Here is a 22,200-nt window from a genome sequence, read left to right on the forward strand (position 1 = left end):
GGGTTGCTATCCGTGCTCGTCGACTCTCATTTCTTGATGCGCAGGAGCAATCCGTGACTTCATCTTCCCGTTTTCGCGACACCGAGATCCGCGCACCGCGCGGCACGCAACTCAACGCCAAAAGCTGGCTGACAGAAGCGCCGCTGCGCATGCTGATGAACAATCTCGACCCGGACGTGGCCGAGAATCCCAACGAACTCGTCGTGTATGGCGGCATCGGGCGGGCAGCGCGCGACTGGGCGTGCTACGACAAGATCGTTGAAACGCTCAAGCGCCTCGAAGCCGACGAGACGCTGCTCGTGCAGTCGGGCAAGCCGGTCGGCGTCTTCAAGACGCACGAAAACGCGCCGCGCGTGCTGATCGCGAATTCGAATCTCGTGCCGCACTGGGCGAACTGGGAGCATTTCAACGAACTCGACGCGAAAGGTCTCGCGATGTACGGGCAAATGACCGCCGGCAGCTGGATCTATATCGGCAGCCAGGGCATCGTGCAGGGCACGTACGAGACTTTCGTCGAAGCCGGACGCCAGCATTACGGCGGCGATCTGAAAGGGCGCTGGGTGCTGACCGCCGGGCTCGGCGGCATGGGCGGTGCGCAGCCGCTCGCGGCGACGCTCGCGGGCGCGTGCTCGCTGAACATCGAATGCCAGCAGAGCCGCATCGATTTCCGTCTGAAGACGCGTTACGTCGACGAACAGGCGACCGATCTCGACGACGCCCTCGCGCGCATTCAGCGCCATACGTCGGAGGGACGCGCGGTTTCCGTCGCGCTGTGCGCCAACGCCGCGGACGTGCTGCCCGAACTCGTGCGACGCGGCGTGCGCCCGGACATGGTCACCGATCAGACCAGCGCGCACGATCCGCTCAACGGCTATCTGCCGAAAGGCTGGACCTGGGCGCAGTACCGCGACCGCGCGCAGAGCGATGCTGCCGGGACCGTCAAAGCCGCGAAGCAATCGATGGCCGAGCACGTGCGCGCGATGCTCGCGTTCCGCGAACAGGGCGTGCCGACCTTCGACTACGGCAACAATATCCGTCAGATGGCCAAGGAAGAGGGCGTCGAAAATGCGTTCGACTTTCCGGGCTTCGTGCCGGCCTACATCCGGCCGCTCTTTTGCCGCGGCGTCGGGCCGTTCCGCTGGGCCGCGCTGTCGGGCAATCCGGAGGACATCTACAAGACCGACGCGAAAGTGAAGGAACTCATCGCCGACGATGCGCATCTGCATCGCTGGCTCGACATGGCGCGCGAGCGCATCAGCTTCCAGGGGCTGCCGGCGCGCATCTGCTGGGTCGGGCTCGGCCAGCGCGCGAAGCTCGGCCTCGCGTTCAACGAGATGGTGCGCAACGGCGAGCTGTCGGCGCCTGTCGTGATCGGCCGCGATCATCTCGATTCCGGCTCGGTCGCGAGCCCGAACCGCGAGACCGAAGCGATGCGCGACGGCTCCGATGCCGTGTCCGACTGGCCGCTGCTCAATGCGCTGCTGAACACGGCGAGCGGTGCGACGTGGGTGTCGATTCACCACGGCGGCGGCGTCGGCATGGGCTTCTCGCAGCATTCGGGCGTCGTCATCGTGTGCGATGGCAGCGTGGAAGCCGATGCGCGTATCGCGCGCGTGCTGCACAACGATCCGGCGACGGGCGTCATGCGCCACGCGGACGCGGGCTACGACATCGCCGTTCAGTGCGCGCGCGAGCAGGGCCTCGACCTGCCGATGATCACCAAGTGATGAAAAAACGCTGGCAGCACTGCCATGCCGCAACGATGTCCGGCGGCAAGTATTCGGTCATCGAAGACGCCGTGATCCTGATCGACGGCGCGCGCATCGAATGGATCGGGCCGCGCGCGGCGGCGCCGGAGACCGGCGATTGCGAGCGTGTCGACCTCGACGGCGCGTGGGTGACGCCGGGCCTGATCGATTGCCATACGCATCTCGTGTTCGGCGGCGATCGCAGCGGCGAGTTCGAAGAGCGGCTGCAGGGCGTGAGCTATGCGGAGATCGCGGCGCGCGGCGGCGGCATCGCGAGCACGGTGCGCGCGACGCGCGAAGCCAGCGAGGACGCCTTGTTCGACACCGCGAAGGCGCGCGCGCTCGGTCTGCTGCGCGAGGGCGTGACCGCGCTCGAAGTGAAGTCCGGCTACGGGCTCGATCTCGCCAACGAACGCAAGATGCTCGCGGTGGCGCGCCGTCTCGGCGAAGCGCTGCCGCTCACCGTGCGCGCGACCTGCCTCGCCGCGCACGCGTTGCCGCCCGAGTACGCGAATCGCGCGGATGACTATATCGCCTACGTCTGCGACGAGATGCTGCCGGCGCTCGTCGCGGATGGTCTCGTCGATGCCGTCGACGCATTTTGCGAGCACATCGCGTTCTCGACGCAACAGGTCGAACGCGTGTTCCGATGCGCACGCGATCTGGGCGTGCCCGTGAAACTGCATGCCGAGCAACTGTCGTCCTTGCATGGGTCGACGCTTGCGGCGCGCTATCGGGCATTGTCGGCGGATCATCTCGAATACATGACCGAGGACGATGCCGCTGCGATGGCGCAAGCCGGCACCGTCGCGGTGTTGCTGCCGGGCGCGTTTTACATGCTGCGGGAAACGCAGTTGCCGCCGATCGACGCGCTGCGCCGGCATCACGTGCCGATCGCGCTCGCGAGCGATCTGAACCCGGGCACATCGCCGGCGCTTTCGCTGCGCATGATGCTCAACATGGGCTGCACGCTGTTTCGGATGACGCCGGAAGAAGCGCTCGCCGGCGTCACGATTCATGCGGCGAAGGCGCTGGGTCTGCAATCCACGCACGGATCGCTCGAAGCAGGAAAGGCGGCGGATTTCATCGCGTGGAGAATCGGCAGGCCTGCCGAGCTTTCGTACTGGCTTGGCGGGGCGTTGCCGAATCGCGTCGTGCGCGGCGGCGTGGAGATCGATTTCGCGCGCATCGCCTGATGAAAAAAGCCTCGTCCAGGGTGGACGAGGCGTCTGCCTGAACCCGAACGGGACATGCTCGGGCGCGGCGTTCTAGCTGCGCTTGCGGATCATGCCCCAGACGACGAGCAGGATGATCGCGCCGATCACCGAGGCGATCCACCCGGCCGGTTGCCCCGGTTGATACCAGCCGAGCGCGCGGCCGACGTAACCGGCGATCAGCGAGCCGGCGATGCCGAGCACGATGGTCATGATCCAGCCCATGTTGTCGTCGCCAGGCTTGACGGCCCGGGCGATGAGACCAACGACGAGTCCGACGATCAAAGTACCGATGAATGCAAGCATGCGGTTGCTCCTTATCAGAGTTTTACGGCTTCTCGACTGCGTTGCAGATAGATTCCGGACGGTCCCGGTATATCCAAAGTAGCACGGCGCACAGCGTTTGGGTATGACACTGGCCGTTCGGCCAATCCGACGAGCACGAACGGTGCCGCGAGCACGCGCAAGGTAAAATTCGTCACATTGCCTCATTGCCTGCATTGCTACGATATGACCGATTCCGACATTTCCTCCACCGACGACGCCATCCATGAAGACCGCCTCTGGCGCGACGACGGCTGGACCGCCCGCGTGATCAAGAACGAGGACGACGACGGCTGGGCCGTCGAGATGATTCAGGCGGGCGAGGCCGAGCCCGCGCTCGTCGGCCCGTGGACGATGGGCCGCGACAAGAAAAACCCGAAACCGCTCGATGCGAACGCGTTTCGCACCCTAGTCAAGACGGCGTCGGAAGTGTTGCGCCGTCATGAGCAGCAGCGTCACGCGATGCTGCACAAGAACGTGACCATCGACGTGCAAGGCGAAGACATGACCGTTACGCTGGAGATCGTTCCGGATGACGACGATCCGTACGCCAACCTCAAGGCTTTCGACGCATACGGCACCCAGCTCGCGCACGTGCGCGTTTCGCCTGCGTTCAAGCTCACCAAGGCGAGCGCGGAGCGCTGGGCCGGGAACGATTTCGCCAAGCCGAGCGCGGGCGGCTGAGCTGCGCTGAAAGCGCGTGTGCAAATGAAAACGCCGTCGCGTTTGGGCGCGACGGCGTGGTAACGAATAGCGAGAACCGGACTGGCGTCAGCCTTTCTTGACGACGAACGCAATTCGTCGATTCGCGAAACGACCGCTCGCGGTTTCGTTGTCGGCGACCGGATTGGCGTCGCCGTAACCTGATGCGCTGAGCGACTGCGGCGGCACGCCGTTGCGCACCAGGAATCCGCGAACCGCCTGAGCGCGTTCCTTCGACACTTCCAGTTTCGCCGCGGCCGTGCCTTGCGCATCCGAATAGCCGGCGACTTCCAGCTTCACCATGGAACCCTTGGCCGCGCAGCTCTTGAGCAATTGCGCCGTCTCGCCGAGCGTGGCGTACGCACTTTCCGGCACCTGCGCGCTCGAGCGCGCGAAATTGACGACCTGAAGGTCGAGCACGCGGGTGAGTTTTTTGCCAGAGCAGGGCGTGTCCGTGGCGAGCAGGCTCTTCATCGCGCTGCGAAAGGATTGCGTTGCGCTGGCGACAGCGCCGTCCACGTCGAACGCAGCAACCTGGAACATGCCGCCGAGCGTGTTTTTGAGGCGATCGGTCCAGCCGAGCTTTGCATTCGCCGCAGTGCCGCTCAGTTCCACTTTCGAGCCGCTGATCTTGGCTTCCGCGCCAGGCACGGCCATGAGCGGAAAGAAGTCGTTCAGGCGCGAGAGCCAGGGGGCCGGCCGCGTTTGCGGAACGACGGAAATGTCCGCGCTGAAGGCTTTGCCGAAGCGCGCTGTCATCGCGTCGAGCAGATGCTTCTTCTCCGCTTCCGTGCCGACTGTCGCCTCGACGGCCGGAACGCCCGTTGTGTTGACGTTGAACAGCAACTGCGCATCTTTCCAGGCGGCGGTCTCGATCGTCGGTGCAGGAGTGGTCTCCGCAGGCGCCGCCGTTGCGGCCGGCGTATCGACGGTAGCGGACGCGACGACCGGCGTAATGTCCGCAGCCTGCGTGCTCAGCGGTGCGGGTGATGAAGCCGGCGTCGACACGTTCGTGACTGGTTGGGTGGCCGGCGCGGCGCTCAGATCGACGCTATCGCTGTGCGTGAAGCCGCGGTAGTAGACCAGCGCGAGAATCACCGCCAGCACGGCGAAGAGCAGCCAGATCCACTTGTTCGAACGTGTCGGCGCGGGTTTGCGTACCGGTGCGCGCATCGGCGGCGTTGTCGGTGCGGGAGGCGTGGGCGCGGAAACGGGCGCGCTTTGCGCGGCCACTTTCACGATGGGCTCGGGCGGCGCGACCGCCACGGCGACATCGGCATCCATGCGCGCTTCCAGGCTCGACGCGACGGTATCGAGCCGCGGCGTGATGCAACTGGTGAAGCCTTCGGTATTGCCGACGCCGATGGCCGCCGCGACCGCGTTCGACATCGATCCGTTGATCTCGCCGACCTGGTCGCGCAACAGCTTGGGCACTTGCGGCAAGCCCCATTGTGCGAGCAGGAAGTGCCGCTTCATGATGCCAAAGAGCACGGCGGCGACGATGCCCGCGAGCGAAGACGTGGCTTGCGTGGGAACGCCGGTTTCAGCCGAAACGGCGTCGCTCAGCGCATCGACGCGGTGACCCGTTGCGAGCGCGGCGAGCGAATGGCCGTTGACTTCGAGTTGCTTGAGTCCGCCGGTCGTCGCGATCAGCTTCGTGAACTGGTCGACGATATACGCGTTGGTCTCCGGCTGCATGATGACGGAATACACCGACTGCGATCCGGGCACGAGCGTCGCCCGGTCCATCAGCGACGCGACGAGTCCCGGCGCGATGCGGGCCGCCAGTTGCCGGACGATTTGCCCCGGGATGCCGAACTGTTGCGACAACTGTTCCGCGATGTTTTCCGAGATCGCGGCATTGACCGCCTGAACCAGATTGATGCTCATCGACTGACTTTCCTTTCTACATGAACGCTTAACGCGAGCGCAATTGTGTAGCGGATTCTACTTGCACAGTTATCCTAAAAATATATCTGCAAAATTCTTTACGAAAACGGTGCGTCGATGCGACTGGCGTTGCGTTTTCAGCGCGCGCGAAGACTCACATCCGAGAAGAATTTGCGAATACGCTTACCCGCCATGGCGAGCCATGAGGGTTCTGCGGGCGCGGGATCGTTGCCGTTCACGGAGAGCGCGACGAGCGACAGCATGGAGCGAGGAGGGATGAGCGTGCGGTACGATGCGTCGAGCGGCGACGTCCACGCACAGGTGCGGCAATCGTGCATCGTGCACGTATTGCAGGGAGGTTGATTGCGGTTCATGGCGGACCCCTTTACGAGTATCCGCACATCATCGACGATGCGCTATCGTAAGGCGATCAGACGGTTCCGATTGAACTCTTGAATTCTCGATCTCAAAAATAGGACAGACTAGCTGGCGGCCATCCATCGTTCACTGAAAGGAGACAGCAATGCATTACCTGTTGATTTACGACCTCTGTGCGGACTATCTGGAGCGCCGCGCGCAATTTCGCGACGCGCATCTGGCCCTCGCGTGGGCGGCGGTGGAGCGCGGCGACATCGTGCTTGCGGGCGCGCTCGACGCCCCCGCCGATCGCGCGATGCTGTTGTTTCACAGCGAGTCGCCCGCCGCCGCGGAAGACTTCGCGAAGCATGACCCGTATGTGACGAATGGGCTGGTGGAACGCTGGGAAGTGCGCAAGTGGAACACGGTCGTGGGCGCGAGTGCGGCCACGCCCGTGCGATAGCGAAGCAGAAAGCGAAACGATCACGCGTCGGCGGTTTCTTCCTCGGGACGGTCCCGGCGCGATGGACCGCGACGCTGAGCCGAGCGATACAGACTCGTCAGCGTGTCGTCGAGCTGCTGCGAACGCTCGAACAGCGCCGCGAGCCAGTCGACGAACACCGACACGCGCGGCGTCGCCTGACGGCTTTTCAGAAACGCCACCGAGACTTTGAGCGGCGGCGATTTCCATTGCGGCAGCACTTCGCGCAGTTGTCCCGAGCGCAGATAAGACTGCGCCGCGATGCGCAGCGGCTGAATCAGCCCGAGCCCTTCGACGCCGCATGCGAGATACGCGTGTTCGTCGGCGACCTGCACGAAGCCGCGCATTTTCATCGTGACGGGCTCGCCATCGACATCGAAATCGAAATCGGCGGGGCGGCCGCTTTTCTCCGAAACGCAATTGACCGCGACGTGCTGCGCGAGCTCGTCGAGCGTTTGCGGCATGCCGTGCTTGTCCAGATATGCGGGACTCGCGCACGTCACCTGTTCGAGCATGCCGAGGCGGCGCGCGATCAGGCCCGAATCGGGCAGTTCGCCGAGTTGCACACTGCAATCGACGCCTTCGCCGACCAGATCGACATTGCGATTGCCGATGCCGATCGACAGCTCGATCTGCGGATAGCGTGCATGAAACTCCGGCAGCGCGGGCACGACGATCGATGTCGCGACGGTGTCGGGCATTTCGACGCGCAGCCGTCCGCGCAGGCGCTCCTCGCCCGCGCCGAAACCGGATTCGAGTTCGTCGATGTCGGCGAGGATCTGCGCGCAACGCTCGTAGTACGCGGCACCATCGACGGTGAGATTCAGGCGCCGCGTCGTGCGTGCGAGCAATTGCACGCCGACTAGCGCTTCGAGTTGTTGCACGGTCGTCGAAACACTCGCGCGCGGCATGCCAAGCGACTCGGCTGCACGCGTGAAGCTGTTCGTATCGACGACACGCGTGAAGACACGCATGGCATGGACGCGATCGATCACGTTGTGCTTTCCCTTTATGACGATTGAGTGGCGATGCGCGGAAAAAAGCGATTCCACCGCGGCTATGAAGCTGCGGAAAAAAGGCGCATCGGCGATGGTTAGATCGTACGGACGGGAAGCGTCAACGTGAATACACAAAAGTGGAGGATTCTTGCCTGATTCTTTTTGACGGAAAGAATCACAGCGTGGGCATTTCGCCGCGCAGGCGGCCCACGAAACCGTTCATGTCCGCGCCCGAAGGCGCCTGATACAGCCTCAGGCCCATCTCGGGAAGGATCGACAGCAGATGATCGAAGACATCGCCCTGAATGCGCTCGTATTGCGTCCACGCGGTCGTCGCGGTGAAGCAGTACACCTCCACCGGGATACCCTGCGATTCCGGCTCCATCATGCGCACCATGATCGCCATGTCCTGGCGAATCTCCGGATGACGCTGCAGATAAGCCAGCCCGTACGCGCGGAACGTGCCGATATTCGTGAGGCGCCGCCGGTTCGCGGGCTCGTTGGCCAGTTCGCCGAGATTGCGGTTGGCCTGCTCGACTTCCGTCTGCTTCTGCTCCAGATAATCGTGCAGCAGGCGAAAGCGCTTCAGACGCGCGGTTTCCTCGTCGGAAAGAAAGCGCACGCATTGCGCGTCGATGCGCAAGGTGCGCTTGATGCGCCGCCCGCCCGATTCGAACATGTGCCGGTAATTGCGGTAGCTCTCGGAAAAGAGCTTGTAGGTAGGCACCGTGGTCACGGTGTTGTCCCAGTTCTGCACCTTGACCGTGTGCAGCGCGATGTCCTTCACGAAGCCATCGGCGGCGGCTTGCGGCATTTCGATCCAGTCGCCGATGCGCAGCATGTCGTTCGAGGTGAGTTGCGTGCTGGCTACCAGCGACAGCAAGGTGTCCTTGAACACGAGCAGCAGCACGGCGGACAGCGCGCCGAGACCGGACAGCATCCAGAGCGGCGAACGGTCGATGAGAATCGACAGCACGAGCACGCCGCACACGAGCGCGAGCCCCAGCTTGCCGATCTGGATATAGCCTTTGATGGAGCGCGTCTGCGCTTCCTTGCTTTCCGCATAGACGTCCTGCCACGCCGACAGCGCGCTGCCCGCGGCGAAGAAAATGCAGACCCACGCGCCGCCGTGCGCGATGCGGCCGATGACCGTGGCCCAGTGGCCGATGCGCGGCACTTCGTCGATACCGAGCGCAACGGTCGCGAACGGCACCGCATACCAGAGCCGGTGATACGCCCGATGCTTGATGAACGCGCGATCCCACTTCTGATGCCCGGCCAGCACGAGCAGTCGATGCGCGACATACAGCACGATGCGCGCGACCACCCATTGCACGAAGATCGCGATCAGCGCGAGCGCGACGAGGCCCGCGATCAGTTGTAACCACGGATGAGCGGCGAGTTGTTGCGGCAGCGGATCGGGAAGGAAGTCGAAATTCATAGGGGACTGGGGAGCACTCAGGACGCGCGTTTGTATCGCGATGCGTCACGTATTGTGCATGATCGTGCCGCTCCGGTGCATCGGACGAGGCTCACTTGCGCGTCTTATCGAAAACCCGAGTTCGATGAAAATGAATTTTTTTTGAGCGGCTTTTCGAGTAAATATACTTTCATCGCGTGTCATCGCAACGAGAGCGCAGCGCATTCCATGTCCCGTTCCCTATCGGTTCGTGCGCCGGCGAGCGCAGACGATCTGATCGCCGCGCGCATCGCCGCGGCCATGCCGACGCTCACGCCCATCCATCGGCGCATGGGTGCATTCGTGCTGGCGAACCTGTTTCGCTCGGCGACCATGCGTATCGACGAACTGGCGGGCGCGGTGGGCGCGTCGGTGGCGACGGCGAACCGTTTTGCGCGCGCGCTCGGCTTCTCCGGCTATCCGTCGTTTCGCGAGGCGCTCGTGCGCGGTTTCGAGGCGACCATCGCGCCGGTCGAGCGCTTGCGCACCGCGCTCGAATCGCCGGCGAGCGGCGCGGAGGTGTTCGATGCATCGCTTGCGCAGGCGGCGGCGAATCTGCGTCTTGCTCAAACCTCCGTCGATGGCGCGAAGGCCGAGACAATCGTCGATACGATTCTCGCCGCGCCGCGCGTCTTCACGATCGGCTACGGCGCGAGCGCCTTTCTGGCCGGGCTGCTGGAGCACGGGCTCACGCCGTATTGCGCGAACGTGCAGTCGCTCGCGTTGATGGGCGGACCGTCGCACGCCGCGCGGCGGCTCTTCACGGCGGCGCGCGGCGATGTGCTGATCGCGATCGCGTTCCCGCGTTATGTCGACGACACCATCACGCTCGCGCAGCTCGCGCGCGATCACGGCCTGCGTGTCGTCGCGCTCACGGACAGCGCCGCGTCGCCGCTCGCGCAGGTCGCGGATCTCGTGCTCGCGATCCGCGCCGAACGCCGGCTCGCGGCGAATTGCGACACGGCGGTGCTGGCCGTCATCGAAGCGCTGTGCGATGCGGTCGCGCACCGGGCCAAGCGCTCGGTCGAGGCGGCATCGGGATTGACCGAATTCGTCTTGCCCTGGCTCGTCGCGCCTTCTTTGCCGAAAGAAGCGCACGCGGTTCAGGCAACGCGCCGCACCACTGCGAAACGACACACTCATACGGAATCGCGCAAGTCATGAACGCCACACCAGTCATCGCCATTCACGGCGGCGCGGGCACGATCGTGCGCCACGCGATGAACGCCGAAGCCGAAGCGCGTTATCACGCGGCGCTGACGGACATCCTGAGCGCGGCGCAACGCGTGCTCGCCGATGGCGGCAGCGCGCTCGATGCCGTCACCGAAGCCGTGCGCCTGCTCGAAGACTGTCCGCTCTTCAACGCGGGCCACGGCGCGGTGTTCACGGCGGCGGGCACGCATGAACTGGACGCTTCGGTGATGGACGGCGCGACGCTCGAAGCCGGCGCGATCAGTTGCGTGACGCGCGTGAAGAATCCCGTGCTCGCGGCGCGTCGTGTGCTCGACGTGAGCGATCACGTCATGTTCACGGGGCCGGGCGCGGAAGCGTTCGCGGCGGCGCAAGGTCTCGAATTCGTCGATCCGTCGTACTTCTACACGGAGGCACGCCATCAGCAATGGCTCAACGCGCGCGGCACCTCGGGCACGATGCTCGATCACGACGCGATGACGAAGTTCGCCTTCTCGAATGATCCGCGCGATCCCATCGATCCCATCGATCCCGACAAGAAGTTCGGCACGGTCGGCGCGGTCGCGCTCGATGCCAACGGCCATCTCGCGGCAGCGACGTCGACAGGCGGCATAACCAACAAGCAGGCTGGCCGCGTCGGCGATGCGCCGCTGATCGGCGCGGGCTGCTACGCGAACGACGCGACCTGCGCGGTTTCGACCACCGGTACCGGCGAGATGTTCATCCGCATGCTCGCGGCGTACGACGTGTCGGCGCAAATGGAATATCGCGGGGTATCGCTGGAAGACGCATCGAACGATGTCGTGATGACCAGGCTGCCACGCATCGAAGGGCGCGGCGGACTCGTCGCTGTCGATGCGAAGGGCAATGTCGTGCTGCCGTTCAACACGGAAGGCATGTATCGCGGCTTCGCGCGCGTGGGCGAAGCGCCCGTCACGGCGATCTATCGATGATGAGCGCGACGCTGCCCGATGCCCGTGTGATCGACGTGCGCGATCTGTCGGTCGCGTTTCGCTCGCGCGCACGCACGGTCGAAGCCGTGCGCAGCATTTCGTTCACCGTGGATCGCGGCGAGACGCTGGCGATCGTCGGTGAATCGGGCTCGGGCAAGTCGGTGACGTCGCTTGCGCTAATGCGGCTCGTCGAGCATGGCGGCGGCCGGATCGTGTCGGGCAGCATCGCGTTTCGCCGCCGCAACGGGCAAGTGCTCGATCTCGCGAAGGCGTCGTCGGCAACGATGCGGGGCGTGCGCGGCGCGGACATCGCGATGATCTTCCAGGAGCCGATGACCTCGCTCAATCCGGTCTTCACGGTCGGCGATCAGATCGCGGAAGCGATTGCGCTGCATCAGAACAAAAGCGCGTCGGAGGCGCGCGCCGAAGCGCTGCGTCTGCTCGATCTCGTACGCATTCCCGAAGCGCGCCGCGTGTTCGCGCGTTATCCGCATCAGCTGTCGGGCGGCATGCGCCAGCGCGTGATGATCGCGATGGCGCTGTCGTGCAAGCCCGCGCTCCTGATCGCCGACGAGCCGACCACCGCGCTCGATGTCACGATCCAGGCGCAGATCCTGCAACTCGTGCGCGGCCTGCAGAACGAAATGAACATGGGCGTGATCTTCATCACGCACGATATGGGCGTGGTCGCGGAAGTGGCGGACCGCGTGCTCGTGATGTATCGCGGCGAGAAAGTGGAAGAGGCGCAATCGGACGCGCTGTTTCACGCGCCGAAGCATCCGTACACGAAGGCGCTGCTCGCCGCCGTGCCGACGCTCGGCGCGATGCGCGGCACCGATCGTCCCGCGAAGTTCCCGATCCTCGAAGTGGAACGGGTCGACCTTGCGCCCGACGATGCGAGCGCGTTGCGTCCGTCCGAGGCGGTCGAAAAGGAACAGCAGCCTGCCGTCGACGAAACCATCAGGCCGATTCTGCGCGTGCGCGACCTCGTCACGCGCTTTCCGGTGAAAAGCGGCTTGTTCGGCCGCACGACGGCGGCGGTGCATGCGGTCGAGCGCGTGAGCTTCGATCTGCGTCCGGGCGAGACGCTCGCGCTCGTCGGCGAATCGGGCTGCGGCAAATCGACGACGGGGCGCTCGCTGCTGCGGCTCGTCGAAAGCCAGAGCGGCTCCATCGAATTCGATGGACGCGACATCAGCAAGCTCGAAGGTCACGAGCTGCAGACCCTGCGGCGCAATATCCAGTTCATCTTTCAGGACCCGTTCGCGTCGCTCAATCCGCGTCTGACGGTCGGCTTCTCGGTCATGGAGCCGCTGCTCGTGCATGGCGTCGCGAGCGGCAAGCAAGCGCAGGCGCGGGTCGACTGGCTGCTCGAAAAAGTCGGCTTGCCGCCCGAAGCGGCGCAGCGTTATCCGCATGAATTCTCGGGCGGACAACGACAGCGCATCGCGATTGCAAGGGCGCTCGCGTTGAACCCGAAGGTCGTCATCGCCGATGAATCCGTGTCCGCGCTCGATGTCTCCGTGCGCGCGCAGATCGTCAATCTGATGCTCGATCTGCAGCGCGAACTCGGCGTCGCGTATCTGTTCATCTCGCACGACATGGCGGTCGTCGAGCGCGTGAGTCATCGCGTGGCAGTGATGTATCTCGGGCAGATCGTCGAGATCGGGCCACGCGCGGCCGTGTTCGAAGCGCCGCGTCATCCGTACACGCGCAAGCTGATGAGCGCGGTGCCGGTCGCCGACCCGTCACGCCGGCACGCGCAGCGCATGCTCGCCGCCGACGAGATTCCAAGCCCGATCCGCAAGCTCGGCGATGAGCCCATCGTCGCGAAACTCGTAGCCGTAGGACCAGACCATTACGTCGCCGAGCATCACGTTGGTGGCGCGTACTGATAACACCATAACGTCATAAGGAGTCCAACGAATGCCGTCCTTCAAACTGCGCTCGATACTCGCTGCAAGCGCATTCGCCGCGCTGACCTCACTCGCGCCGGTGGCGGCGCATGCGCAAGGCACCGCCGTGATGGCCGTCGCCTCGACCTTCACGACGATGGACCCGTACGACGCCAACGACACGCTCTCGCAAGCGGTGGCGAAGTCGTTCTATCAGGGTCTGTTCGGCTTCGACAAGGACATGAAGATCCAGAACGTGCTCGCGACGAGCTACGAGGCGAGCCCCGACGCGAAGGTCTACACGATCCATCTGCGCAAGGATGTGAAGTTCCACGACGGCACCGACTTCAACGCCGACGCCGTGAAGGCCGTGTTCGACCGCGTGACCAATCCGGACAACAAGCTCAAGCGCTACAACCTCTTCAACAAGATCGAGAAGACCGAAGTGGTCGATCCGTACACGGTGAAGATCACGCTGAAGATTCCGTTCTCGGCGTTCATCAACGTGCTCGCGCATCCGTCGGCGGTGATGATTTCGCCGGCCGCGCTGCAGAAGTACGGCAAGGACATCGCGTTTCATCCGGTCGGCACGGGGCCGTTCGAATTCGTCGAATGGAAGCAGACCGACGACCTGAAGGTGAAGAAGTTCGCCGGCTACTGGAAGAAGGGTTTGCCGAAGATCGACATGATCGACTGGAAACCCGTGGTCGATAACAACACCCGTTCCGCGCTCATGCAGACAGGCGAGGCGGACTTCGCGTTCTCGGTGCCGTTCGAGCAGGCCGCGACGCTCAAGGCGAACCCGAAGGTCGATCTGATCGCGGCGCCATCGATCATTCAGCGCTACGTCAGCATGAACGTGCTGCAAAAACCCTTCGACAATCCGAAGGTGCGCGAGGCGATGAACTATGCGATCAACAAGGAAGCGCTCGTGAAGGTGGCGTTCGCGGGCTATGCCGTGCCGGCCGAAGGCGTGGTGCCGCCGGGCGTCGAATACGCGACCAAGCTCGGACCGTGGAAATACGATCCCGCGAAGGCGCGCGAACTGTTGAAGGAAGCAGGCTATCCGAACGGCTTCGAAACCGTGCTGTGGTCGGGCTATAACCATACGACCGCGCAGAAGATCATCCAGTTCGTGCAGCAGCAACTGGCGCAGGTGGGCGTGAAGGCATCGGTCGAAGCGCTCGAAGCGGGGCAGCGCGTGCAGCGCATCGAGAGCGCGCCCGATCCGAAGACGGCGCCGGTGCGGATGCTCTATATCGGCTGGTCGTCGTCGACGGGCGAAGCGGACTGGGCGCTCTCGCCGCTGCTCGGCGGCACGTCGTTCCCGCCGAAACTCTTCAACACCGCGTACTACAAGAGCGATCAGGTCGATGACGATCTCTCCAAGGCGCTCGCCACCACCGATCGCGGCGAGAAAGCGAAGCTCTACGCCGACGCACAGAAGCGCATCTGGGCCGACGCGCCGTGGATCTTCCTCGTCACGGAGAAGGTCGTTTACGCGCGCAGCAAGCGTCTGTCGGGCGCGTACGTGATGCCCGACGGCTCGTTCAGCTTCGAAGAGATCGCCATCAAGTAATCGCTTTCGGCCGGGCGCGATCGCCCGGCCGCATCTGACCGGAAACGATGCTCAACTTCATCGCCAAACGACTGTTAGGCCTGCTGCCGACGCTCTTCATCGTCGCGGTGCTCGTGTTCTTCTTCGTGCACATGCTGCCGGGCGATCCGGCGCGGCTCGCCGCGGGCGCGGAAGCCGACGAAGCGACCGTCGCGCTCGTGCGTGCCGACCTCGGTCTGGACAAGCCGCTGCCGCAGCAACTGGTGGGCTTCTTCGGCAAGATCGTGCATTTCGACTTCGGCATGTCGACGCGCAGCAAGCGGCCCGTGTCGACGGAAATCGCCGAGCGCTTCATGCCCACGTTGTGGCTCACGCTCGCGAGCATGGTGTGGGCGGTGATCTTCGGCATGGGCATCGGCATCGTGTCGGCGGTATGGCGCAATCGCTGGCCGGACCGTCTGGGCATGACGCTCGCGGTGTCGGGCATTTCGTTTCCGGCGTTCGCGCTCGGCATGTTGCTGATGGAAATCTTCTCGGTGAAGCTCGGCTGGCTGCCGATCGTCGACGACGGCACATGGAAGGGCTACGTGTTGCCGTCGATCACGCTGGGCGCGGCGGTCGCGGCGGTGATGGCGCGCTTCACGCGTGCGTCGTTCGTCGAAGTGCTCGGCGAGGACTTCGTGCGAACCGCGCGCGCAAAAGGCGTGCACGAACCGATGGTCATCTTGAAGCACTGCCTGCGCAACGCGATGATTCCCGTCGTCACGATGATGGGCCTGCAATTCGGCTTTCTGCTCGGCGGCTCGATCGTCGTGGAGAAGGTGTTCAACTGGCCGGGCCTCGGGCGTCTTCTGGTCGACGCCGTCGAGATGCGCGACTATCCGGTGATTCAGGCGGAAGTGCTGCTGTTTTCGCTGGAATTCATCGTGATCAACCTGATCGTGGACGTGCTGTACGCGATCATCAACCCGACCATCCGTTTCAAGTGAGGACCGCATGAGCGTGGCAGCCGAAAGCGCGGTGCAGGCGCCGCAAGAGATCCGCACGCCGTGGACGGAGTTCTGGCGCAAGTTCAGGCAGCAGCCGGTCGCGCTCGCCGCGGCGGTGTTCGTGATCCTGCTGATCGTGATCGCGATCATCGCGCCGTTTATCGCGCCTTATGACCCGGAGAATTACTTCGATTACGACGCGCTCAACGCGGGTCCATCGGCTGCGCACTGGTTCGGCGTCGATGCGCTGGGGCGCGACATTCTGAGCCGCATACTCGTCGGCAGCCGCATCTCGTTGACGGCGGGGCTGGTGTCGGTCGTGCTCGGCGCGGTGATCGGCACGTTCTTCGGCCTGCTCGCGGGCTATTACGAAGGCTGGTGGGACCGCATCGTGATGCGGATCGCGGACGTGCTGTTCGCGTTTCCCGGCATTCTGCTCGCGATCGGCGTCGTCGCGATTCTCGGCAACGGCATGGTGAACGTCGTGTGCGCGGTCGCGATCTTCAGCATTCCCGCGTTCGCGCGGCTGGTGCGCGGCAATACGCTCGCGTTGAAGCATCTCACGTATATCGAGGCGGCGCGCAGCATCGGCGCATCGGACTGGACGATACTCGCGCGGCATATCCTACCGGGCACGATCTCGTCGGTGGTCGTGTACTTCACGATGCGTATCGGCACGTCGATCATCACGGCCGCGAGCCTTTCGTTTCTCGGTCTGGGCGCGCAGCCACCCACGCCGGAGTGGGGCGCGATGCTCAACGAAGCGCGCGCCGACATGGCGATGGCGCCGCACGTCGCCATCTTCCCGAGCCTCGCGATCTTCTTCACCGTGCTCGCGTTCAACCTGCTCGGCGACGGTCTGCGCGACGCGCTCGATCCCAAGCTCGACCGGCCATGATGCATATCGGCCTGCTCGAAGCGGGGCCGCGCGGCACGATCGCCGATGTAGCGGGCGTGACCGTCGGGCACTGCACGCTTGCGCAGGGCGCGGTGCAAACGGGCGTCACCGTGGTCCGCCCGCACGCCGGCGATGTGTATCGCGACAAGGCGCCGGCCGCGGCATGCGTGATCAACGGCTTCGGCAAGAGCGTCGGGCTCGTGCAGCTCGAAGAACTCGGCGTGATCGAGACGCCCATTGCGTTGACCAATACGTTCGGCGTGGGGACCATCGCGAATGCGCAGATTTGCGCGGCGATCGCTGCGAATCCGCGCATCGGACGCGAAGATCCGAGCGTGAATCCGCTCGTGTTCGAATGCAACGATGGCTACCTCAACGACATGCAGGCGCTCGCGATCGATGAAGCGCATTACCGGAGCGCGCTCGATGCCTGTAGCGACGGCTTCGCGCGCGGCGCAGTGGGCGCGGGACGCGGCATGTCGTGCTTCGAGCTGAAGGGCGGCATCGGCTCGACGTCGCGCATCGTGCAAATCAATGGGCGCGGGTACACCACAGGCGCGCTCGTGCTGGCGAACTTCGGCCGTCTGCCGCAGCTCACGATAGCGGGCGAGGCGGTCGGTCGCGCGCTGGCGTCGGCGGGCACCTCGAAGGTCGAGCCCGAGCAAGGCTCGATCATCATCCTCATCGCAACCGATGCGCCGCTCGATGCGCGTCAGTTGCGCCGTCTCGCGATGCGCGCCGCCGCCGGACTCGCGCGCACAGGGTCGGTGTACGGCCACGGCAGCGGCGACATCGCGCTGGCGTTCACGACCGCTTACACCGTATCGCACGACGAGGACTTCATCACGATGCCGCCGCTCATCAGCGACGCGCGGCTCGACCCGCTGTTCCAGGCGGCCGCCGACAGCGTCGAACAGGCGATCCTCGATGCGCTTTTCAGCGCCGAATCGGTTGCCGGACGCGATGGTCATCGGCGCATCTCGCTCAACGACGCATTGAAAACACGATCATGAAAGTGCTGATCTCGGTGGATATCGAAGGCATCGCGGGCGTGTTCCATCCGGAGCAGACGCGCGCGGGCAATCCTGAATATGAGCAGGCGCGCCGCTGGATGACGCGCGAGGCGAACGCAGCGGCGCAGGGCGCATTCGACGGCGGCGCGTCGCAAGTGTGGATCAACGATTCGCACGGCGGTTTTCGCAATCTGATGCCCGATCTGCTCGATCAACGCGCGCGCCTCGTGCTCGGCAAGCCGCGCACGCTCGGCATGATGGCGGGGCTGGAAGCGGCGCCGGACCTGGTGTTCATGATCGGCTATCACGCGCGCGCGCAAAGCCGCGGCATTCTCGCGCACACCATCAACAGCGCGGCCTTTGCGCGCGTCTCGCTGGATGGCGAGGAGGTCGGCGAGGCCGGGCTCTACGGACGGCTTGCCGAGGAGCACGGCGCGCACGTCGCGTTTCTGACAGGCGACGACGTGTTCGGCGCCGAGACACTGCCGGCCTTTCCCGGCGCTCGCTTTCTGTGCGTGAAGACCGCGCACGGCTATTCGAGCGGCGTGACCGAAACGCCTGCGGCGGCCTGCGACGCGATCCGGCTCGCCGCGCGCGAAACTATCGAGGCGGCTTCTGCGGGGCATCGCCGGCGCGTCGCGCGGTCCGGTCATCGCTGCGAACTCCGCACCCAGACCACGGCGTTCGCCGATCTGTTCTGCCAATGGCCGACGATCGAACGCATCGATGCCGTGACGCTCGCCTTCGACGCCCCTTCGATCGAATCTTTCGTGCGAATACTCAATTGCCTTTCGGCAATGTCCTTCATGATACGTTGAGGGTTTGAACCAGGCGCTTTGAGTATCGTTAGAATGGAGCCACTTGCAGGACCGGCTCCGGTCTTGACGTGTTTTTGCAGACGACGCTCATGCACACCGTGAAGCTCGAACACAACGATGACGAAGTGCTCGACCCCGCCGATCCGCAACTCGTCGTGCGCGGCTCGCTTTTCATCGACGGGCACGACGCCGGCTGCTGGGAGCAACGGCGCGACGGGACGTGGGCGGCGCATGTGCGGCACAAGGAAGGCTGGATCGTCGAGGCGAGCCGCGGCGCGCTGATCGACCGGCTCGCCCGCGAGGCATAACGCAGTTAATTTCGAATCACTCAAACATTTTCATGTATCTGTCGATCATCGCCGTGGGACTCGGTGGCGGACTGGGGTCGCTGCTCAGATGGGTTCTCGGGCTACGCCTGAATGCGATTTTTCCGAATTTGCCGCTCGGCACGTTCGCGGCCAACGTCATCGCGGGCTACATCATCGGCGTGGCGGTCGCCTTCTTCGCTCGCTTTCCCGATATCTCGGTGGAGTGGCGACTTTTCATCATTACCGGATTGATGGGCGGGCTTTCCACGTTTTCGACCTTTTCGGCCGAAGTGGTCGCGCATCTTCAGCAAGGGCGGCTCGGCTGGGCGCTCGCGGAGATCGCGATTCATGTTTGCGCATCGCTTCTGATGACGGCGCTCGGTATCGCGACGGTGGTGGTGGCTTCCTGAACGAACCGGCGGCAGCGCACGTCCATCATCCATTTCCCGCGATTTGAACGTTTGCGCGCGCCTGGCCGTTCCCCAAACACTCTTTTTTCCGCGTTTTCAACGCTGGACCCTCGCTGCCATTGCAGCGGTTTTTTTGTTTTTCTTTTGACAGTAACGAAGGTGATGAAATGTCAGGGCTGCCGCTCATCGATGTCAGACCGTATCGTGCAAGCGATCTCGACGGTGTGATCGATCTGTTCCAACGCGCCGTTCGCGAAACGGCGTCGGCCGATTACAACCAGGCGCAAATCGAAGCCTGGGCGCAAACCGACCGCGACGAATGGGAACTCGCCCGCCTGAGCCGTCCGACGTGGGTCGGACTCGTCGACGGTGAACTCGCGGGTTTCGCCGATCTCGAAAAAAACGGCCTCATCGACATGATGTTCGTCGATCCGCTGCATCAGCGTAAAAGCGTGGCGACGTCGCTGCTCGCGCGTATCGAAGCCGAAGCCGACGAAGCCGGCCTGACCACGCTGCACACTTATTCGAGCGTCACCGGACGGCCTTTCTTCGAATATTGCGGATTCGATATGCTGCTCGCGCGGGCGGTCATCGTGCGGGAACAGCGCTTCGTCCAGTTCGTGATGGAAAAAGTGCTGTAAATCGTCAAATCTGTATAGACAAGTGTTGTAGAAATTCGCCGGGCGATCCTAGTGATATCCCGGATATCCCCTTGTTTCGTCCTTCTAGCCCGTTTAGACTTGAGTCTAACTTGTATAGACAGGACGAACCATGATCACGCTCACGCCCGGAAAACTGACCCTGCCGCAACTGCGCCGCATCGCGCGAGGCTCGGACTCGCTCGAACTCGATCCGGCGAGCTTCGGGGCGATCGACGCGAGCGCGCGCGCCGTCGCCGCGATCGCCGCGAAAGGCGATCCGGCTTACGGCATCAACACGGGTTTCGGGCGGCTCGCCAACACGCACATTCCGGCCGACCAACTCGAACTGCTGCAAAAGAATCTCGTGCTGTCGCACGCGGTGGGCGTCGGCGAGCCGATGTCGCGTCCGGTCGTGCGTCTCCTGATGGCGCTCAAGCTGTCGAGCCTCGGGCGCGGCCACTCGGGCATCCGCCGCGAAGTCATCGACGCGCTCATCACGCTCTTCAACGCCGACGTGCTGCCGATCATCCCGGTCAAGGGCTCGGTCGGCGCCTCGGGCGATCTCGCGCCGCTCGCGCATATGTCGACGGTGCTGCTCGGCATCGGCGAAGTGATGATTCGCGGCGAACGCGCGAGCGCGCTCGACGGTCTCGCGGTCGCGGGCCTCAAGCCGCTCATGCTGCAGGCGAAGGAAGGCCTCGCGTTGCTGAACGGCACGCAGGCGTCTGCGGCGCTCGCGCTGTACAACCTCTTCGCGATCGAAGACCTGTTTCGCACCGGGCTCGTCGCGGGCGCGCTGTCGGTCGATGCGGCGGCGGGCTCGGTCGTGCCGTTCGATGCGCGCATCCATGAACTGCGCGGGCATCGCGGACAGATCGACGCCGCAGCGGCGTACCGCACGCTGCTGAAGGGCTCGGGCATCAATCTGTCGCACGCGGATTGCGAGAAGGTGCAGGACCCGTACAGCCTGCGTTGCCAGCCGCAGGTGATGGGCGCGTGTCTCGACCAGATGCGCCACGCCGCCGAAGTTCTGCTGATCGAATCGAACGCCGTCTCCGACAATCCGCTGATCTTCCCCGACACCGGCGAAGTGCTGTCCGGCGGCAATTTCCACGCGGAGCCGGTCGCGTTCGCCGCCGACAACCTCGCGCTCGCCGCCGCCGAAATCGGCGCGCTGGCGGAACGCCGCATCGCGCTGCTAATCGACGCGACGCTCTCCGGACTGCCGCCTTTCCTGGTGCGTGACGGCGGCGTCAACTCGGGCTTCATGATCGCGCACGTCACGGCGGCCGCGCTCGCATCCGAAAACAAGACGCTCGCGCATCCGGCTTCGGTGGATTCGCTGCCCACGTCGGCGAATCAGGAAGACCATGTGTCGATGGCGACCTTCGCCGCGCGCAAGCTCGGCGACATCGCGAGCAACACGGCGAACATCCTCGCGATCGAACTGCTCGCGGCGGCGCAGGGCGTCGATCTGCGCGCGCCGCATCAGACCAGCGCGCCGCTCTCCGAAGTCATGAAAACGCTGCGCGCGCAAGTGGCGCATTACGACCTCGATCACTACTTCGCGCCGGATATAGCCGCGATCGCGACACTCGTGCAGGACGGCGCGATCGCGCGGCACAGCCCGTTCTCGTTCGCGTCGGAACAGCCTGCATGAACACGCCCGCGTATCAGGAGATCAAGGATTACATTCTCCAGCGCATTCACATCGGCGAGTGGAAGGAGGGCGATCAGGTGCCCTCCGAGAACGAGCTCGCGCGCGAGTTCAAGGTCGCGCGCATGACCGTGAACCGCGCGCTGCGCGAGCTGACCTCGGAACAGGTGCTCACGCGCGTGCAGGGCGCGGGCACCTTCGTCGCGCAGCCGAAATATGCGTCGACGCTCGTCGAGATTCGCAGCATTTCCGATGAAATTGTCGCGCGCGGCCATGCGTATCGCGCGCAGGTGCTACATCTGGGCGCGTCCATCGTCGATGAAGCGCTCGCCGCCGAAATGCATCTCGCGCTCGGCAGCCCGGTGTTTCATTCGCGCGTGCTGCACTTCGAGAACGACGAACCCGTGCAGATGGAAGAGCGCTATGTGAATCCCGCGCTCGCGCCCGAATACGCGCGCCAGGATTTCACGACGATCACGCCGAATCAGTACCTGATGGCCGCCGCGCCGTTGCAGCGCGTGGAGTACCGGATCGAGGCGTCGGTGCCGTCGGCGGAGATTCGCGCCGCGCTCGCGATGGCGGAGCACGAGCCGTGTCTGCTGCTGCATCGGCGCACGTGGTCGCGCGATGCGGTCGCATCGGTCGCGAATCTCTGGCATCCGGGCGACCGCTATCAATTCACCGGGCACTTCTGAA

22 protein-coding genes are annotated in these 22,200 nt (G+C 64.3%); 17 read left to right on the forward strand and 5 right to left on the reverse strand.

Annotation, left to right across the window (positions count from 1 at the left end):
• Nucleotides 1–53: 53 nt before the first annotated feature.
• Both hutU and hutI read left to right on the forward strand, forming a co-directional pair.
• A complete protein-coding gene (hutU, locus tag NK8_RS16390; RefSeq protein ID WP_213230023.1) occupies nucleotides 54–1,727 on the forward strand; it encodes a urocanate hydratase in 1,674 nt (557 codons plus the stop codon).
• The gene (gene hutI, locus NK8_RS16395) at nucleotides 1,727–2,944 is read left to right on the forward strand and encodes an imidazolonepropionase (protein ID WP_213230025.1); all 1,218 of its coding nucleotides are present in this window, start codon (nucleotides 1,727–1,729) and stop codon (nucleotides 2,942–2,944) included. Before hutU ends, hutI begins: the two co-directional genes overlap by 1 nt.
• A 72-nt stretch (nucleotides 2,945–3,016) precedes the next feature.
• On the opposite strand, the gene NK8_RS16400 is transcribed toward hutI, so the two are convergent.
• Nucleotides 3,017–3,268, reverse strand: coding sequence for a GlsB/YeaQ/YmgE family stress response membrane protein (locus tag NK8_RS16400; protein WP_061174527.1), 252 nt, complete (start codon nucleotides 3,266–3,268; stop codon nucleotides 3,017–3,019).
• 204 nt (nucleotides 3,269–3,472) lie between these two features.
• Here NK8_RS16400 and NK8_RS16405 point away from each other — a divergent pair, with 204 nt between their 5' ends.
• Nucleotides 3,473–3,970, forward strand: coding sequence for a hypothetical protein (locus NK8_RS16405; protein WP_213230027.1), 498 nt, complete (start codon nucleotides 3,473–3,475; stop codon nucleotides 3,968–3,970).
• Between the two features lie 87 nt (nucleotides 3,971–4,057).
• Here NK8_RS16405 and NK8_RS16410 read toward each other — a convergent pair whose 3' ends face one another.
• Nucleotides 4,058–5,878 (reverse strand): OmpA family protein, encoded by a 1,821-nt coding sequence (locus NK8_RS16410; RefSeq protein ID WP_213230029.1) that lies wholly within the window; start codon nucleotides 5,876–5,878, stop codon nucleotides 4,058–4,060.
• A 137-nt stretch (nucleotides 5,879–6,015) separates the two neighbouring features.
• Entirely contained in the window at nucleotides 6,016–6,252 is a 237-nt protein-coding gene (locus NK8_RS16415) for a hypothetical protein (RefSeq protein ID WP_162067180.1), read from the reverse strand.
• Between the two features lie 149 nt (nucleotides 6,253–6,401).
• On the opposite strand from NK8_RS16415, the gene NK8_RS16420 reads away from it, so the two are divergent.
• Nucleotides 6,402–6,698, forward strand: coding sequence for a YciI-like protein (locus NK8_RS16420; protein WP_162067181.1), 297 nt, complete (start codon nucleotides 6,402–6,404; stop codon nucleotides 6,696–6,698).
• 20 nt (nucleotides 6,699–6,718) lie between these two features.
• Here NK8_RS16420 and NK8_RS16425 read toward each other — a convergent pair whose 3' ends face one another.
• Entirely contained in the window at nucleotides 6,719–7,711 is a 993-nt protein-coding gene (locus NK8_RS16425; protein ID WP_213230031.1) for a LysR family transcriptional regulator, read from the reverse strand.
• Between the two features lie 178 nt (nucleotides 7,712–7,889).
• Complete coding sequence (locus NK8_RS16430; RefSeq protein ID WP_162067183.1) at nucleotides 7,890–9,155, reverse strand: mechanosensitive ion channel family protein; 1,266 nt, start codon at nucleotides 9,153–9,155, stop codon at nucleotides 7,890–7,892.
• A 207-nt stretch (nucleotides 9,156–9,362) separates the two neighbouring features.
• Here NK8_RS16430 and NK8_RS16435 point away from each other — a divergent pair, with 207 nt between their 5' ends.
• The 13 genes from NK8_RS16435 (at nucleotide 9,363) to hutC (ending at nucleotide 22,199) form a co-directional block, all read left to right on the forward strand.
• Nucleotides 9,363–10,337, forward strand: coding sequence for a MurR/RpiR family transcriptional regulator (locus tag NK8_RS16435; protein ID WP_213230033.1), 975 nt, complete (start codon nucleotides 9,363–9,365; stop codon nucleotides 10,335–10,337).
• The gene (locus tag NK8_RS16440; RefSeq protein ID WP_213230035.1) at nucleotides 10,334–11,317 is read left to right on the forward strand and encodes an isoaspartyl peptidase/L-asparaginase family protein; all 984 of its coding nucleotides are present in this window, start codon (nucleotides 10,334–10,336) and stop codon (nucleotides 11,315–11,317) included. Before NK8_RS16435 ends, NK8_RS16440 begins: the two co-directional genes overlap by 4 nt.
• On the forward strand, nucleotides 11,314–13,212 hold the full coding sequence (locus tag NK8_RS16445) for a dipeptide ABC transporter ATP-binding protein (RefSeq protein WP_213230037.1): 1,899 nt from the start codon (nucleotides 11,314–11,316) through the stop codon (nucleotides 13,210–13,212). The genes NK8_RS16440 and NK8_RS16445 overlap by 4 nt, the downstream gene beginning before the upstream one ends.
• 31 nt (nucleotides 13,213–13,243) lie before the next feature.
• A complete protein-coding gene (gene gsiB / locus NK8_RS16450) occupies nucleotides 13,244–14,791 on the forward strand; it encodes a glutathione ABC transporter substrate-binding protein GsiB (protein WP_213230039.1) in 1,548 nt (515 codons plus the stop codon).
• A 47-nt stretch (nucleotides 14,792–14,838) separates the two neighbouring features.
• On the forward strand, nucleotides 14,839–15,759 hold the full coding sequence (gene gsiC, locus NK8_RS16455; protein ID WP_213230041.1) for a glutathione ABC transporter permease GsiC: 921 nt from the start codon (nucleotides 14,839–14,841) through the stop codon (nucleotides 15,757–15,759).
• Between the two features lie 7 nt (nucleotides 15,760–15,766).
• Entirely contained in the window at nucleotides 15,767–16,657 is an 891-nt protein-coding gene (gene gsiD / locus NK8_RS16460) for a glutathione ABC transporter permease GsiD (RefSeq protein ID WP_162067189.1), read from the forward strand.
• Nucleotides 16,654–17,670: a P1 family peptidase gene (locus NK8_RS16465; RefSeq protein WP_213230043.1), complete on the forward strand. Its 1,017-nt coding sequence runs from the start codon at nucleotides 16,654–16,656 to the stop codon at nucleotides 17,668–17,670. Before gsiD ends, NK8_RS16465 begins: the two co-directional genes overlap by 4 nt.
• Nucleotides 17,667–18,488: a M55 family metallopeptidase gene (locus NK8_RS16470; RefSeq protein WP_213230045.1), complete on the forward strand. Its 822-nt coding sequence runs from the start codon at nucleotides 17,667–17,669 to the stop codon at nucleotides 18,486–18,488. Before NK8_RS16465 ends, NK8_RS16470 begins: the two co-directional genes overlap by 4 nt.
• Nucleotides 18,489–18,577: 89 nt before the next feature.
• Complete coding sequence (locus tag NK8_RS16475; RefSeq protein WP_162067192.1) at nucleotides 18,578–18,796, forward strand: hypothetical protein; 219 nt, start codon at nucleotides 18,578–18,580, stop codon at nucleotides 18,794–18,796.
• Nucleotides 18,797–18,828: 32 nt separating this feature from the next.
• Nucleotides 18,829–19,206 carry a fluoride efflux transporter CrcB gene (crcB, locus tag NK8_RS16480; RefSeq protein WP_035501472.1) on the forward strand — a complete coding sequence of 126 codons (378 nt, stop codon included), beginning with the start codon at nucleotides 18,829–18,831 and terminating at the stop codon, nucleotides 19,204–19,206.
• 167 nt (nucleotides 19,207–19,373) lie between these two features.
• Nucleotides 19,374–19,847, forward strand: coding sequence for a GNAT family N-acetyltransferase (locus tag NK8_RS16485; RefSeq protein WP_162067193.1), 474 nt, complete (start codon nucleotides 19,374–19,376; stop codon nucleotides 19,845–19,847).
• Nucleotides 19,848–19,977: 130 nt separating this feature from the next.
• Nucleotides 19,978–21,507, forward strand: coding sequence for a histidine ammonia-lyase (hutH, locus tag NK8_RS16490; protein ID WP_213230047.1), 1,530 nt, complete (start codon nucleotides 19,978–19,980; stop codon nucleotides 21,505–21,507).
• A complete protein-coding gene (gene hutC, locus NK8_RS16495; protein ID WP_162067195.1) occupies nucleotides 21,504–22,199 on the forward strand; it encodes a histidine utilization repressor in 696 nt (231 codons plus the stop codon). The genes hutH and hutC overlap by 4 nt, the downstream gene beginning before the upstream one ends.
• The last annotated feature ends 1 nt before the right edge of the window (nucleotide 22,200 follow it).

It is taken from the genome of Caballeronia sp. NK8, from assembly GCF_018408855.1.
GTDB lineage: Bacteria > Pseudomonadota > Gammaproteobacteria > Burkholderiales > Burkholderiaceae > Caballeronia.

Coding starts and splice junctions, on each gene's coding strand:
- hutI (WP_213230025.1), top strand. CDS start 1,727: ATGAAAAAACGCTGGCAGCACTGCCATGCCGCAACGATGTCCGGCGGC.
- NK8_RS16400 (WP_061174527.1), bottom strand. CDS start 3,268: ATGCTTGCATTCATCGGTACTTTGATCGTCGGACTCGTCGTTGGTCTC.
- NK8_RS16405 (WP_213230027.1), top strand. CDS start 3,473: ATGACCGATTCCGACATTTCCTCCACCGACGACGCCATCCATGAAGAC.
- NK8_RS16410 (WP_213230029.1), bottom strand. CDS start 5,878: ATGAGCATCAATCTGGTTCAGGCGGTCAATGCCGCGATCTCGGAAAAC.
- NK8_RS16415 (WP_162067180.1), bottom strand. CDS start 6,252: ATGAACCGCAATCAACCTCCCTGCAATACGTGCACGATGCACGATTGC.
- NK8_RS16420 (WP_162067181.1), top strand. CDS start 6,402: ATGCATTACCTGTTGATTTACGACCTCTGTGCGGACTATCTGGAGCGC.
- NK8_RS16430 (WP_162067183.1), bottom strand. CDS start 9,155: ATGAATTTCGACTTCCTTCCCGATCCGCTGCCGCAACAACTCGCCGCT.
- NK8_RS16435 (WP_213230033.1), top strand. CDS start 9,363: ATGTCCCGTTCCCTATCGGTTCGTGCGCCGGCGAGCGCAGACGATCTG.
- NK8_RS16440 (WP_213230035.1), top strand. CDS start 10,334: ATGAACGCCACACCAGTCATCGCCATTCACGGCGGCGCGGGCACGATC.
- NK8_RS16445 (WP_213230037.1), top strand. CDS start 11,314: ATGATGAGCGCGACGCTGCCCGATGCCCGTGTGATCGACGTGCGCGAT.
- gsiB (WP_213230039.1), top strand. CDS start 13,244: ATGCCGTCCTTCAAACTGCGCTCGATACTCGCTGCAAGCGCATTCGCC.
- gsiC (WP_213230041.1), top strand. CDS start 14,839: ATGCTCAACTTCATCGCCAAACGACTGTTAGGCCTGCTGCCGACGCTC.
- gsiD (WP_162067189.1), top strand. CDS start 15,767: ATGAGCGTGGCAGCCGAAAGCGCGGTGCAGGCGCCGCAAGAGATCCGC.
- NK8_RS16465 (WP_213230043.1), top strand. CDS start 16,654: ATGATGCATATCGGCCTGCTCGAAGCGGGGCCGCGCGGCACGATCGCC.
- NK8_RS16470 (WP_213230045.1), top strand. CDS start 17,667: ATGAAAGTGCTGATCTCGGTGGATATCGAAGGCATCGCGGGCGTGTTC.
- NK8_RS16475 (WP_162067192.1), top strand. CDS start 18,578: ATGCACACCGTGAAGCTCGAACACAACGATGACGAAGTGCTCGACCCC.
- crcB (WP_035501472.1), top strand. CDS start 18,829: ATGTATCTGTCGATCATCGCCGTGGGACTCGGTGGCGGACTGGGGTCG.
- NK8_RS16485 (WP_162067193.1), top strand. CDS start 19,374: ATGTCAGGGCTGCCGCTCATCGATGTCAGACCGTATCGTGCAAGCGAT.
- hutH (WP_213230047.1), top strand. CDS start 19,978: ATGATCACGCTCACGCCCGGAAAACTGACCCTGCCGCAACTGCGCCGC.
- hutC (WP_162067195.1), top strand. CDS start 21,504: ATGAACACGCCCGCGTATCAGGAGATCAAGGATTACATTCTCCAGCGC.